The sequence below is a fragment of the Phyllobacterium sp. genome, from assembly GCF_037994425.1.
Lineage (GTDB): Bacteria > Pseudomonadota > Alphaproteobacteria > Rhizobiales > Rhizobiaceae > Phyllobacterium.
Genome location: NZ_JBBNAM010000232.1, coordinates 1 through 14,271 on the forward strand (window position 1 = coordinate 1; position 14,271 = coordinate 14,271).

Annotated in this window: 9 protein-coding genes and 2 pseudogenes; 10 read left to right on the forward strand and 1 reads right to left on the reverse strand. The window is 59.3% G+C overall.

The genetic code is table 11. The features are described 5' to 3' along the window. From AAAB35_RS16135 to AAAB35_RS16150, 4 genes are all read left to right on the forward strand, one after another. Positions 1-981 (forward strand): HlyD family efflux transporter periplasmic adaptor subunit (locus AAAB35_RS16135; protein ID WP_340669311.1); only part of this gene is annotated, 981 nt, incomplete at its 5' end. Next, complete coding sequence (locus AAAB35_RS16140; protein ID WP_340669312.1) at positions 978-2,741, forward strand: ATP-binding cassette domain-containing protein; 1,764 nt, start codon at positions 978-980, stop codon at positions 2,739-2,741. The genes AAAB35_RS16135 and AAAB35_RS16140, both read left to right, overlap by 4 nt. A gap of 103 nt (positions 2,742-2,844) precedes the next feature. Beyond that, a complete protein-coding gene (locus AAAB35_RS16145; protein WP_340669313.1) occupies positions 2,845-4,002 on the forward strand; it encodes an ABC transporter permease in 1,158 nt (385 codons plus the stop codon). A gap of 7 nt (positions 4,003-4,009) precedes the next feature. Continuing rightward, positions 4,010-5,131, forward strand: a complete 1,122-nt coding sequence (locus AAAB35_RS16150; protein ID WP_340669314.1) for an ABC transporter permease — start codon at positions 4,010-4,012, stop codon at positions 5,129-5,131. Positions 5,132-5,138: 7 nt separating this feature from the next. Here the strand turns inward: AAAB35_RS16150 and AAAB35_RS16155 are convergent, their stop codons facing one another. Next, the gene (locus AAAB35_RS16155; protein WP_340669315.1) at positions 5,139-5,723 is read right to left on the reverse strand and encodes a TetR/AcrR family transcriptional regulator; all 585 of its coding nucleotides are present in this window, start codon (positions 5,721-5,723) and stop codon (positions 5,139-5,141) included. Positions 5,724-5,893: 170 nt separating this feature from the next. Between AAAB35_RS16155 and AAAB35_RS16160 the strand changes: the two genes are divergently transcribed. From AAAB35_RS16160 to AAAB35_RS16185, 6 genes and pseudogenes are all read left to right on the forward strand, one after another. Then, positions 5,894-7,111, forward strand: coding sequence for an efflux RND transporter periplasmic adaptor subunit (locus AAAB35_RS16160; RefSeq protein ID WP_340669316.1), 1,218 nt, complete (start codon positions 5,894-5,896; stop codon positions 7,109-7,111). Between the two features lie 32 nt (positions 7,112-7,143). Beyond that, positions 7,144-10,365 carry an efflux RND transporter permease subunit gene (locus tag AAAB35_RS16165; RefSeq protein ID WP_340669317.1) on the forward strand — a complete coding sequence of 1,074 codons (3,222 nt, stop codon included), beginning with the start codon at positions 7,144-7,146 and terminating at the stop codon, positions 10,363-10,365. 583 nt (positions 10,366-10,948) lie between these two features. Beyond that, positions 10,949-11,200 carry a hypothetical protein gene (locus AAAB35_RS16170; RefSeq protein WP_340669318.1) on the forward strand — a complete coding sequence of 84 codons (252 nt, stop codon included), beginning with the start codon at positions 10,949-10,951 and terminating at the stop codon, positions 11,198-11,200. A 181-nt stretch (positions 11,201-11,381) separates the two neighbouring features. Continuing rightward, positions 11,382-12,189: pseudogene (locus tag AAAB35_RS16175) on the forward strand (metallophosphoesterase). Further along, a pseudogene (locus AAAB35_RS16180) lies at positions 12,186-13,335 on the forward strand (ABC transporter ATP-binding protein). Before AAAB35_RS16175 ends, AAAB35_RS16180 begins: the two co-directional pseudogenes overlap by 4 nt. Then, positions 13,335-14,267 (forward strand): sugar ABC transporter permease, encoded by a 933-nt coding sequence (locus tag AAAB35_RS16185; protein ID WP_340669339.1) that lies wholly within the window; start codon positions 13,335-13,337, stop codon positions 14,265-14,267. The pseudogene AAAB35_RS16180 and the gene AAAB35_RS16185 overlap by 1 nt, the downstream one beginning before the upstream one ends. Positions 14,268-14,271 lie beyond the last annotated feature (4 nt).

Sequence of the window (14,271 nt, forward strand, 5' to 3'; positions counted from 1 at the left end):
TGGTGGTACTGGCATCGCCCTGCCGCCAGCGACGTACTGACGCTTTATGGTAATGTCGACCTCCGTCAGGCATCCCTCGCCTTTAACGGATCCGAGCGTATCGACCAGGTTCTTGTTGAGGAAGGCGACGTTGTGAAGAAAGGCCAGGTCGTGGCCCGTCTCGATATCGGACGACTTTCACCCCAGGTCCGCGAAGCGGACGCGACGGTTGCCTCGCAGCGTGCCATGGTTCTCAAGCTGCGCAACGGCAGTCGACCCGAGGAGATCGCCCAGGCCCGTGCCAATCTATCGTCGGCAAAGGCCGATGCTGCCAACGCGAATGTACAGCTCGAGCGGCGCATGAACCTTTCGGTCAATTCGACCATCAGCAAACAGGAACTCGACACCACCAAGGCGGCCGCAGCCGTAGCCGATGCCAAGGTTGAAGTTGCCCAAAGCGCACTCGAGCTAGCAATTGCCGGACCCCGCGCGGAAGAACTATTACAGGCAGAAGCGCAACTGCGCGGTAGCGAAGCGCAGCTGGCACTGATGCGCGAACAACTCAACGATGCCGAATTGATAGCACCCTTTGATGCGGTCGTGCGCTCTCGCCTGATGGAGCCCGGCGAAATGGCCGCGCCCATGAAACCAGTGCTTTCACTTGCCATGATAAACACCAAGTGGGTGCGCGCCTATGTTTCCGAGACGAAACTGGGACATGTCAAACCCGGCATGCGCGCGCGAATCGTCACCGACAGTTTCGCGGACAAACCACAGGATGGCTGGGTCGGATTCATATCGCCTGTAGCGGAATTCACGCCCAAAACGGTGGAGACCGCCGATTTGCGCTCAAGCCTCGTCTACGAGGTCAGGGTTTTTGTAGACGACAAGGACGACCTCCTGCGGCTCGGAATGCCGGCCACCGTCGAACTTCTACCGAACGAACCGCCAAAACCACTGCCCGCAGGTGGGCCGGAGACCGACGCCAAGGCAAAGTCATGACAGACGCAGAGCCTTCCGCACCCGTTGTCGCACGGAACATCTTCAAGACGTTCCGCCGCGAAACCGGCGAGACGGTCAAGGCGCTGGAGGACGTTTCGTTCGAGGCACATCACGGCACATTGACGGCGCTCGTCGGGCCCGACGGCGCCGGCAAGACCACGATCCTGCGTCTCATTGCCGGCTTGATGACCGCTGAAAAGGGCGATCTTGCAGTACTTGGCGTCAACGTCGCGGGCGACCCCCAAAACATCCAGAACCGCATCGGCTACATGCCGCAGAAATTCGGCCTCTACGAGGATCTGAGCGTTCAGCAGAATCTCGACCTTTATGCCGATCTGCATGGCATCGGCCTTGACGATCGGAAGGAAATCTACCCTCGCCTGATGGAGATGACCGATCTGGGCCGCTTCACGGAGCGGCTTGCCGGAAAGCTTTCTGGCGGCATGAAACAGAAGCTTGGCCTCGCCTGCACGCTCGTCCGTTCGCCGGAGTTGCTGCTCCTGGATGAGCCGACCGTCGGCGTCGATCCCCTGTCGCGACGCGAGCTTTGGGAAATCGTCACCAAGCTCGTGCGCGAGGATGGCCTGACCGTCGTCGTCAGCACCTCCTATCTCGACGAAGCGGAGCTCTGCGACCATACGGTGGTCATGCACCTTGGCAAGGTGCTCGCACAGGGCAGGCCCGAGGATATCACTGCAAAGGCGAAGGATCACGTATTCACCGTAACACCGGCCGCCGGGATGACCGCCCGTTCCCTGCAGGCACAGCTGTTTCGGCAGGAGGGTGTCGCGGATGCCGTGCCGGAAGCCGGCAACGTGCGAGTCGTGAAACAGCCGGAGCACTCGGGTGACATAAGCATCGACGACAAGCCGGTAGACCTTCATCCTGTGAAGGCCCGATTCGAGGATGGATTCATGATCCTCTTCAGCGCCGTTGCGAAGAAAAGCCAGTCGAGCCAGGTAACGCTGGGTAAGCCAAAGGCGAGCGGCGGCAGTAAGATTTCCGTCGAAGTGCATGATCTCGTGCGCAAGTTTGGTGATTTCACCGCCGTCGATCACGTCACCTTCGAGGTCAAGCGCGGGGAGATCTTTGGATTGCTCGGGCCCAACGGTGCTGGCAAGAGCACGACTTTCCGCATGCTGTGCGGCCTGATGCCGGCAACCAGCGGCACGTTGCGTGTGGCGGGCGCGGACTTGCGCACATCGCGCGCCGAGGCGCGCGAAAATCTCGGCTATGTGGCGCAGAAATTCTCACTCTATGGCGATCTTTCGGTGGACGAGAACCTCGATTTCTTCGCCAGCGCCTATGGATTGCGCGGGGCGAAGAAGCGCCAGCGCATCGATTGGTCCAAGGAACAGTTCGAGCTTGGCAGCCTGTCGACGCTGCCGAGCGGTCAGTTGCCCGGTGGCTTCAAGCAACGTCTTGCCATGGCGGCGGCGCTCTTGCATGAACCCGGCATTCTGTTTCTTGACGAAGCGACGAGTGGCGCCGATCCGCTGGCGCGCCGCGAGTTCTGGGGCCGCATCACGGCGTTGTCCGAACAGGGCGTCACCGTGATTGTCACCACGCACTTCATGGAAGAAGCCGAATATTGCGACCGCATCATCATTCTCGACGCCGGCCGCAACCTTGCGGAGGGCACCCCCGCAGAGATCCGTGCCCACGCCAAACCCAAAGCTGGCGAAGAACCCAATATGGAGGATGCCTTCATCGCCATCGTCGAGGAATCGCGCCGCGAAACGCGCGAGAAGGCGGCGTGATGGATACCTTCACGCATTCCCCGATTGTCGATCGTCACCCGTTCGGAGTGGTACATCCCCCACTGACAGAGGGGGGTGAAGTTGGACGCGTGAGTGCACTGCCATGAACGCTCCTGCAAACACTCCCTCTCCCCATCCCGGCAGGAACAGCCTGCGTCGCATCCTCGCTCTGGTGCGTAAGGAATCCTGGCAAGTCGTTCGCGACCCGAGCAGCATCGCCGTCGGTATCGTCATGCCGATGGTCCTGCTGATTCTTTTCGGCTATGGCCTGTCCTTTGATTTGAAGAACCTGCCGGTGGCGCTGGTGATGGAGGAATCATCGGCCGAGGCACGCAATGCCGTGTCAGGTTTCGAACTCTCGCCCTATTTCAAGACGCATCAGGTCAAGACGATGGCCGAGGCGCAGCGGCTGCTGATGAACAAGACGGTCAATGGCATCGTGCGCATTCCTACGCAATTTGCTCGCGACGTCGAAGCCGGAACGGCCGAGATTCAGTTTGTCGTCAACGGCAGCGACGCGAACACGGCACGCATCGCGCTTGGCTATGCGCAGGGCGCGGTGGGCGTTTCCGCGGCGCGGCAGATGGCCGAAGGAAAAGTCGTGAACACGGGCGCATCGATCGACCTGCAGCCGCGCCTATGGTTCAACGCCGCCAATGACAGCACCTACTTCCTCGTTCCGGGCCTCATCGTGCTGGTGATGACCCTTATCGGGGCCCTGTTGACGGCGCTGGTCATCGCCCGCGAATGGGAGCGCGGCACGTTCGAAGCCTTGTTTGTCACCCCTGCGCTGCCGAGCGAAATCCTGCTTGGCAAAACAGTGCCTTATTTCGTGCTCGGCATGCTTGGCCTTGCCCTTTCGGTCGTTGGCAGCCAAGTCCTGTTCGGCGTCCCGCTACGCGGCTCGCTCTGGATATTGGTCGTCGTTTCGATGCTCTATTTGCTTGTCGCGCTGGGCATCGGCCTTTTGATTTCGTCACTGACGAAAAACCAGTTCGTCGCCAGCCAGATCACACTGATTGTAACATTCCTTCCTGCAATGATGCTCTCGGGGTTCATGTTCGACATCAGGAGCATGCCATACGCGATCCAGGTCATCACCCACATCTTCCCGGCACGATATTTCGTCAGCGTGTTGCAAACGCTGTTTCTCGCCGGCGACATTTGGCCTGTCATTCTGCCCAATGCCGCCGTGCTCGCTGCGATGGCAACGGTGCTGATGACTGCGTCAGTTTTTGCAACGCGCAAGAAACTCGGGTGAGCCAACCATGAGGGAATCGTTCTTCCGCATCGTCGCTCTGATACGCAAGGAATTGCTGGCGATATTCAAGGACCCGAAGAGCCGCATCGTTCTCGTGCTGCCGCCGATCCTGCAATGCCTCATCTTCGGCTATGCGGCGAGCTACGACCTCAACAACGTCCCGTACGCCGTCCTCGATCACGACCATAGCGCTGCCTCGATCGAGCTCATCTCCAAGCTCGACGGTTCAGGGATATTCACGCGCGTGGCGACGCTGCAGCGAACCTCGGACATTGCCCAGTTCATCAATGAGGGTCGCGTTCTCCTCGTCATCGTTATCGACGAGGATTTCGAGAAGCGGATGATGGCCGGAATGCCGGCCAAACTGCAGGTTATCGCCGATGGCCGCAACTCCAACACAGCGGGCACGGCGCAAAGCTATATCGCGACGATCGCGACCGATTTTACCACGCGCTGGCGGGCGGAGAATGGCCAGGATGCTCCCGGCGGCATGAAGCTGACCACACGGGCCTGGTACAATCCGAGCCTTGAAACGCGCTGGTACATGATCCCTTCGCTGATCGGTACGATCACGATGATGATGACGTTGATGTTGACGGCGATGTCAGTCGCGCGCGAGCGCGAGGCGGGAACGTTCGACCAATTGCTTGTCACGCCGTTCCGCCCGTCCGAGATCATGGTGGGCAAGGCGTTGCCCTCGATGATGGTAGGGCTGAGCCAGGCGACGACGATCCTTCTCGTCGCGCAGCTATGGTTTCAGATCCCGTTCACGGGGTCCTATTTGATGCTTTATCTCGGACTGATCCTGTTTCTGGCGGCAGCCGTGGGCATCGGGCTGTTCATTTCATCACTGGCCGCAAACATGCAGCAAGCCATGATTTATTCGTTCGTCCTCCTGATGCCGTTCATGCTTCTCTCCGGTCTCACCGCGCCGATCGGCAACATGCCCGAGATCATGCAATACATGACGCTCATCAATCCGTTGCGCTATGCGATCAGCATCACGCATCAGGTCTATCTGGAAGATGCGGGCGTGCGGGAGCTTTATCCGGAAATGCTGGCTCTGGTCGCCATTGCCGCCGTCACCCTGCCCTTTTCCGCATGGCTGTTCCGCAACCGGTTGACCTGAGGATACATCAACTGGAAGGGAAAGACTTCATCGCGATGTCAACGAGCCTATAGACGTCGTCCCGGCCCGCGCCGCTCGAAGCCTGGACGGCGGTACCTTGCGCGATCGTTAATATAAAGCGGGCAAGATCCTCAGGATTGCTGTCGGCAGGCAGGTCGCCTTCGCGCTTGGCGCGCTCAAAACGCCGAGCCAGCGCCTTTTGGCCTACCTGGATTCGCTCGACGATCGTCTTGTGAATTTCGAGGGCGGCATCGCTGCAGGAACTTGCAGCATTGACGACGAGGCAGCCGCCGGGATTGCACGCTTCCGTCTGCGCCTGCACGAATCCCCGCAAAATATCGAAAGCAACCGTCCGCGCGTCCGGCTGTTCCAGAGCGCTCCAGAAGAACGCCATATAGTGCTCCTCGTAACGCTGCAGCGCCATGCGGAAAAGTTCTTCCTTATTGCCGAAAGTACCGTAAAGGCTGGGTTTTGTTATGCCCATGCTATCGGTCAGGTCTGTGATGGACGTGCCTTCGTATCCCTTGCGCCAGAACAGCTCCAAAGCCGTCTGCAAGGCATCGTCCGCATCAAACTCCCTCGGCCGTCCCATGGACAAGACTCCCTAAAAGAATTATACCGCTCGGTATAAAATCGGTTGACAGCTGCTGTGCCGCAGCCTTATATCACCGCTTCTATACCGATCGGTATAGAACGTCAATGATCGAGTTCCGATCTGCCATCCTCCCAAATGGCATATATTTTCCAAAGCAGGTGACCACGATGTCAGTCAGCACTTTCAAGAAGAGCCTTCTCGTCAGCGGTATTGTTCTAACACTTGCAACCGTAGGCGGCACTAAAGTTTTTGAATTCTCCAAAGGTCATGCCGAAGTTGAAAAGCAGCAGGCTCCTGCGCAGGCAATGCCGGTGTCGGTCGCGCTCGTTCAGCCGAAGAATGTCACACAGTGGAACGAATTTTCCGGGCGTCTCGAGGCAATCGATTCCGTTGAAGTGCGTTCGCGCGTTGCCGGCGCCGTCCAGTCCATCCATTTCAAGGAAGGTGCGATCGTCAAGCAGGGTGACCTTCTGGTGAAGATCGATCCGGCGCCGTTCGAGGCCGAGGTTGCACGGGCACGTGCCCAGGTGAGCGCTGCTCAGTCCAAGCTCGCCTTTGCCAAGAACGAGCTCGAGCGCGGCAAGCGTCTCATCGATTCCCGTACGGTTTCGCAGAGCGATTACGACCAGCGGATCAACGTGCAGACCGGGGCCCAGGCCGACCTCGAGGCGGCAGAAGCCGTCCTCAAGACGGCGATGCTCAACCTTGACTACACGGACATCCGCGCGCCGATCACCGGACGCGTTGGGCGCATCGAGATCACCCCCGGCAACCTGATCGCTGCCGGCCCGACTTCGCCGCTCCTGACGTCACTCGTGTCGATCAGTCCGATCTATGCAAGCTTCGAGGCCGATGAAAATGTCGTCGCCAAGGCGCTCGCCGATCTGCCGAGCGGTCTCAACAGTCGCGATTTCGTCGATCGCATTCCGGTCCAGATGGATGTGCAGGGCTCGAACGGCGTTGCGGGCAAGTTGCAGTTGATCAACAACAGTGTCGATGTGTCGAGCGGTACCGTCAAGGTGCGTGCGGTCTTCGACAACGCCGACGGCAAGCTGATGCCGGGCCAGTTCGCCAAGGTGCGCATGGGCCAGGCCAACGAGCGCCAGGAATTGCTGGTCGATGAAAAGGCCGTCGGGACTGACCAGAACAAGAAGTTCGTCATGGTTGTCAATCCGCAGAACATCGTCGAGTACCGCGAGATCACACTCGGTGCGAGAGCCGAAGGACTTCGGATCGTCACCGCCGGCCTGCAGGCCGATGAGAAGGTCGTCGTCAACGGATTGCAGCGCGTTCGCCCCGGGTCCCTCGTCGCACCGCAGATGGTGGCCATGGGCGCTACGGCGGCGGCTAACCAGCAAGCGCTTGCGGAACCCGCCAAGCAATAAACCAGAGCCCATGTCGGGCAGGTGGAATTGACATGAACATTTCCAACTTCTTCATTGATCGCCCGATTTTTGCGGGCGTTCTTTCTTTCGTCATCTTTCTCGGCGGCCTGATCGCCCTGACAGCGATGCCTGTCTCGGAATATCCGGACGTCGTCCCGCCATCGATCGTCGTGCGGGCCCAATATCCGGGTGCAAATCCCAAGGTCATTGCCGAAACGGTAGCGACGCCGATCGAGGAATCGATCAACGGCGTCGAAGACATGCTCTATATGGGCAGCCAGGCGACGGCCGACGGCCAGATGACGCTGACAGTGACCTTCGCGCTCGGCACAGATCCCGACAAGGCCCAGCAGCTCGTGCAGAACCGCGTATCGCAGGCAGAGCCCCGCCTGCCGGAGGAAGTCCGGAGCCTCGGCATTACCACGGTAAAGAGTTCGCCGGATCTCATGCTGGTCGTGAATCTGATCTCGCCCAACAACCGCTATGACATCACCTATCTGCGCAACTACGCCCTAATCAACATCAAGGATCGGCTTGCCCGCATCAATGGCGTCGGCGACGTGCAGCTGTTCGGTTCTGGCGACTATTCGATGCGCATCTGGCTTGATCCGCAGAAAACCGCCGAGCTCGGCCTGTCGGCAACGGATGTGCTCAACGAAATCCGCGCGCAAAACGTCCAGGCGGCCGCGGGCGTCATCGGCGCTTCGCCAAGCCCCAACGACGTCAACCTGCAGCTGTCGGTGAACGCGCAGGGACGACTTGAGTCCGAAGAGGAATTCGGTCAGATCATCGTGAAGACTGCGGCCAACGGGGCCATAACGCGCCTCAAGGACATTGCGCGGATCGAGCTTGGCGCGGCCCAATATTCGTTGCGCTCGCTTCTCGACAACAAGCCCGCTGTCGCAATTCCGGTTTTCCAGGCGCCTGGCTCAAACGCGATCCAGATCGCCGACCAGGTGCGCAGCGTCATGGACGAGATGAAGCTGACCATGCCGGAAGGCGTGGACTACGAGATCGTCTATGACACGACGCAGTTTGTGCGCGCCTCGATTGAAGCCGTGGTCCACACACTGCTTGAAGCGGTCGTTCTCGTCGTTCTCGTCGTCATTCTCTTCCTGCAGACATGGCGTGCGTCGATCATTCCGCTGATCGCGGTGCCGATCTCGATTATCGGCACCTTTGCGGTCATGCATCTCTTCGGGTTCTCGGTGAATGCGCTCAGCCTTTTTGGCCTCGTCCTCGCCATCGGCATTGTCGTCGATGACGCGATTGTCGTTGTCGAGAACGTCGAACGCAATATCGAGAACGGCCTTGCACCCCGTCAGGCCACCATCCAGGCCATGCGCGAGGTCTCGGGCCCGATCATCGCCATCGCTCTCGTGCTCGTCGCCGTGTTCGTGCCGCTCGCCTTCATCACTGGGCTCACCGGCCAGTTCTACCGCCAGTTCGCCCTGACCATTGCGATCTCGACCGTCATCTCCGCGTTCAATTCACTGACCCTGTCGCCCGCTCTCGCTGCCCTCCTTCTCAAGGGACATGATGCGCCGAAAGACCGCCTGACACGCGTCATGGACAAGTCGCTAGGCTGGCTGTTCCGCGGATTCAACGCCGTGTTCACGCGCGGCGCCAACGGCTACAGCAGCGGCGTGCGCGGCGTCATTTCGCGCAAGACCCTGATGATGGCGATCTATCTCGTCCTCATCGGCGCAACCGCCTTCATGTTCAAGAGCGTTCCCGGCGGCTTCGTTCCGCCGCAGGACAAGCAGTATCTGGTCGGCTTCACCCAGCTTCCGGACGGTGCGACGCTCGACCGGACCGAAGCGGTGGTACGCCGTATCGGTGATATCGCGTTGAAAATCCCGGGCGTGCAGAGCACCATCGCCTTCCCGGGCCTCTCGATCAACGGCTTCACCAACAGCGCCAATGCCGGCATCGTCTTCGTTTCACTCAAACCCTTCGAGGAGCGCAAGACGCCGGAACTCAGCGCCGGGGCGATTGCCATGCAGCTCAACCAGCAGCTCTTCGGCATCCAGGAATCGTTCAGCGCCGTGTTCCCGCCTCCGCCGGTTCAGGGCCTTGGTGCAATCGGCGGCTTCAAGCTGCAGATCGAAGATCGCAACGGCATCGGCTATCAGGCGCTCGATGATGCAACCAAGGCCTTCCTTGGCAAGGCGGCGACCGCACCCGAACTCACCGGCCTGTTCTCCAGCTACCAGATCAACGTACCGCAGCTCTACGCCGATGTTGACCGCGCCAAGGCGCGTCAGCTCAACGTATCACTGCCGGAGATCTTCAACACGCTGCAGATCTATCTGGGATCCGTCTACGTCAACGACTTCAATAAGTTCGGCCGTACCTATTCCGTCCGCATGCAGGCGCAATCAAACTTCCGCGCGAGGGCCGAAGACATCGGCGACCTGAAAGTAAGGTCGGCAACGGGCGACATGATCCCGCTATCGGCCCTGCTCAAGGTCGATTCGAGTGCGGGTCCCGACCGGGTGATGCGTTACAACGGCTTCCTCTCCGCCGACGTGAACGGCAATGCCGCGCCCGGATACTCTTCGGGTCAGGCACGGGCCGCAGTGGAGAAGATCGCCGCCGAGACCCTGCCAGCCGGGATCGGCTTCGAATGGACCGAGCTGACCTATCAGGAGATCATCGCCGGTAACTCCGCCTATCTGATCTTTCCGCTGTCGATCCTTCTGGTGTTCCTCGTACTTGCTGCCCAGTACGAGAGCCTGGCACTGCCGCTGTCGATCATCATGATCGTGCCGCTCGGACTGCTTGCCGCCCTCACCGGCGTCTGGCTGACGGCGGGCGACAACAACGTCTTCACGCAGATCGGCCTCATCGTGCTTGTCGGCCTGTCGGCGAAGAACGCGATCCTGATCGTCGAGTTTGCGCGTGAGCTGGAGTTTGCCGGGGCGACGCCCTTCAAGGCGGTCGTCGAGGCAAGCAGGCTGCGTCTACGGCCGATCCTGATGACGTCGCTCGCCTTCATCATGGGCGTGGTGCCACTCGTCACCTCCACGGGCGCCGGCGCGGAGATGCGCAGCGCCATGGGTGTCGCCGTGTTTGCGGGCATGATCGGCGTTACGCTGTTCGGCTTGTTCATGACCCCGGTGTTCTACGTGCTGGTGCGCGCGCTGACCGGCAATCGGCCTCTGCGCCATGCGACACACGGCAGTCATTTCGAAGGTGCCTCCGGCCACAATTCGGACGCGATTCTTCCGGCTCCAGCGCCCGCGGAGTGAAAAGTGACGGCGGCGCGGGCGTTTTCCCCACTTGCGCCGCTCGAATCAAATCGTTGATCCCGCAAGGATTTTCTCCCGACAAGCCGGGGCCTTGGGGAATTTCAACTGGTTATGGAACTTTTTTGGGTGACAAAAGGTTTCAAACTGTTACAGTTATGTGACCAAGCCGTATTCGGCACTGACGACCATGATCCGCCGGCCCTTTTTGCGGGGATCGTTAAAATCAGGAGATGGCATTGACAAGCTTTGCCGCAGCTAATGACAATCGGAAGGTCAGCGACGGGTTTATTCCCTTCATTGTCTTTGTTCTGTTTACCGAAGTAGCAGCAACTTTCTTGCTGACTGTGCCGAATTGGTATTGAGGCCGCATCCCACCACTCAGGGTTTTTCCATACTGCCGATACTGGCAGGTGCTGTCATACTTTTGATGATTATCGGCGTGTTATTCTTCTGATAGAGCATCCTGCTCTAATGTCGCCTCGTATGCCCAAAGTCTGACTGTTCATCTTCCCCAGCAATGGACATAATGCTGGTTGGCGCATGGCGCCGACAACTATCCGGCATGTCCATCCAGGAGGGGCAGATGAGATTTGCGGTGTTCTTCGTTTTCTTGCCACTCTTCGTTGCCGCATGTCAGACGATCACCCCCGAACAGCAGCGTGCGATGGACAACCAGAAATGCGCCTCCTTCGGGTTCAAGCGCGGCACGACCGCATTCTCTAACTGCCTGCTCCGACTCGACCTGGACCGCCGCGCCGACCGCCGCGCGCAGATGCAGTACAATCAACCCATGTTCATCTATGGGCCGGCCTACTACGGCCCTGGTTGGTGGTAATGGATGGCTTGTCGCGGAAGGCTCGTCATGAGTTTGTCACGTTCGTGAGGCACTACTGCACTTCTAAAAACTTGTAATGCCACGCAAAAACCTGGCGTGATTTATTTTCAGCACGATCGTATTTCGCGCCATTTCGGGCGCCTACACCCTATTTTTCGACACCGAATTGATGAGTATCACTTTGCGGATCATCCAGATAACAGACACCCATTTAAGTCCGTCCAAGACACATTTTAACGACAACTGGCAGCCGCTTTGTGAGTGGATAAGGGCTCAGACCCCGGACCTCGTTGTCCATACGGGCGATCTTGCTCTTAATGGGGCCGACCTCGACGACGACCTGCTGTTCTCCGTGAAATGCATGGATATGCTTGATCTCCCCGTCCTGATCGTGCCGGGCAATCACGATGTCGGCCATACCGAAACCATCCAGCCAGTGACTTCGGAGCGCCTGGAGCGGTGGCGCCGGATAGTCGGATTGGCGCTTGATAGGGCTGAACAGCCTTCTTTTCGGCAGTGGCGCGGAAGCGGAAGCCCGCCAGCGCGACTGCCTCGAATCTGCCCTTGCAGGCGACGAAGGTCGGCGTATCGCCATCTTCAACCATAAGCCGCTATTCGTGGACGACCCGGATGAAGGCAATACCGGCTATTGGGGCTTGGGGCCGGCAGCGCGGAAGCAACTACGCGACCTTTTCGCGAAGCACGACGTTGCGCTTTTCGCCAGCGGACATTTGCATCGCGCATGGACCGGAAGGCTCGGGGCGACAAGCCTCGCCTGGGCGCCCGCAGCATCCTTTATCACAGGTGCGATGGAGCCACGTGAGATGCCCGGCGAGCGCATTGTCGGGGCGATGGTGCACACACTCGATGACGAGAATGTTCAAAGCGAAGCCTTCGAGATCGAAGGTATGACGCCTTATCTGCTCGACGACGTCATGGACGAAGTCTATCCCCGCGCGGCATCGGTATCGAAAGAAACAGCAATATGAGCGCCTTTGCCCTCCGGAACATCTCTAAATCCTATGGCAGCGCGCATATCCTGGATGATGTCACGATCGAGGCGGAGGAAGGAGAGTTTATCGCGCTCGTGGGTCCTTCGGGATGCGGTAAGACGACACTCCTGCGCATCGCAGCCGGGCTCGACCATGGCGATGAAGGGGGCGTATGGATGGATGGTCGCGATATCACCGCCGACCACCCCACTGACCGCAACGTCGCCATGGTATTTCAATCCTATGCCCTCTATCCGCATTTGAGCGTAGCACAGAATATTGCCGTGGCGCTTGCCATGCGCGACATGTCCATGCTCGAGCGCCTGCCGTTTTTCGGCGGCCTGATCCCCGGACGACCAAGCTGGCAGCGATACGCGATCGCGTCCTGATCACGGCAACGAGCCTCAAGATCGACCATCTACTCGACCGGAAGCCCGGCCAGATGTCAGGCGGTCAGCGCCAGCGGGTCGCGCTTGCCCGGGCGCTCGTGCGCCAGCCCGGCGTCTTTCTGATGGACGAGCCATTGTCCAATCTCGATGCCAATTTACGGGTTCATACCCGCGGCGAAATCGTCGACCTGCATCGGAAAGCCGGCGTGCCGACGCTTTACGTCACCCACGATCAGGCCGAAGCCCTGAGCATGGCAGATAGGGTGGCGGTGATGATGGGCGGCAAGCTGCTGCAAATTGCCAGCCCGGCCGAGGTTTACGACGATCCACGTCACATAGACGTAGCGCAGTTCGTCGGCAGTCCGCGCATCAACGTACTCGATGCTGTCACAACGACGAATGGGGCCGTGGCGTTTGGCGGAAAGATCCTCGCGCAAGGCGTACCTGGGCCAGTGGGGACGGCAGTTAAAATCGGCATTCGCCCCGAGCGAATCAAACTGAGAAGTGCTCAGGGGGACGGCGTTCCCGCCCATGTTTCACGGATGGAATTCCTTGGTTCGGAAGTCCTGGTCACGGCCGGATCAGCGGGGGCGAAGCCGAATTGATCATAAAGGCCGCTCCATCGGATGTTGGCCATATTGGACACGGAGCGCCCGTCGGCCTCACATTCGATCCCGGGGCATGCCTCATATTTGGCAGCGACGGCTTTCGTCTCGCGTTGCGCGTGCCGGCAAGGGCAATGGTCTCCGCATGATGGTAGCGATTGTCGAACCAACCCTGGGCTCGCGCGCCAGCCAGGCCGCCGCACGGGCGGCTAGGCAGGAGGCGCGGAGCGCCTGGAAGCTGGCCGGCCCGGCCATCCTGCTCCTCTTTGTGCTGATCCTACTGCCGACCGCAGCCGTCGTCATTTTCAGTCTTACCAATTTCGAACTCGGCTATGACGATTTCCAGTTCATCGGCCTCGACAATTACGCCGAGCTTTTCAGCGACCGCACCTTCCTCATATCGTTGAAGAACACGGCGATCTATACCGCCATCGTCACGCCGTCTTCAGTATTCATCGGGCTAGGCGTCGCCTTGCTCATCGAAAGCGAGACGCGCGGACGCGCCTTTTTCCGCACGGTCTACTTTCTCCCCGTTGTTTCGCTTTTGGTCGCCATGGCGACGGTGTTCCAATATTTGCTGCATCCCACCATCGGGCCGGTGAATGCCCTCCTCGCACTTTTCGGCATTTCCGGGCCGAACTGGCTGGGAAGCAGCGACACAGTTCTTCTCAGCCTTGCCGTTATCGGCATCTGGCAGTCCGTGGGCTTCAACATGGTGTTGTTTCTTGCCGGTCTCACCGCGATCCCGCGCGAACTCTACGCGGCGGCCGAAGTCGATGGGGCGAAGAATAGCTGGGATCGCTTCCACCTGGTTACATGGCCCATGCTCGGACCGACAACATTGTTTGTGGCCACAATCAGCATCATCAACGCCGTCAAGGTGTTCGAGACCGTAAAGACGATCACCGAAGGCGGGCCGAACAAGAGTTCGGAAGTCCTGCTCTGGACAATCTATCAGCAGGGATTCATCTACCTTCGCGTTGGCTACGCTTCGGCGATGACGGTCATCTTCCTGACTGTGCTGGTCGTGCTGATGATCGTTCAATACCGGGTTCTCGATCGCAAGGTACATTACACATGACAAT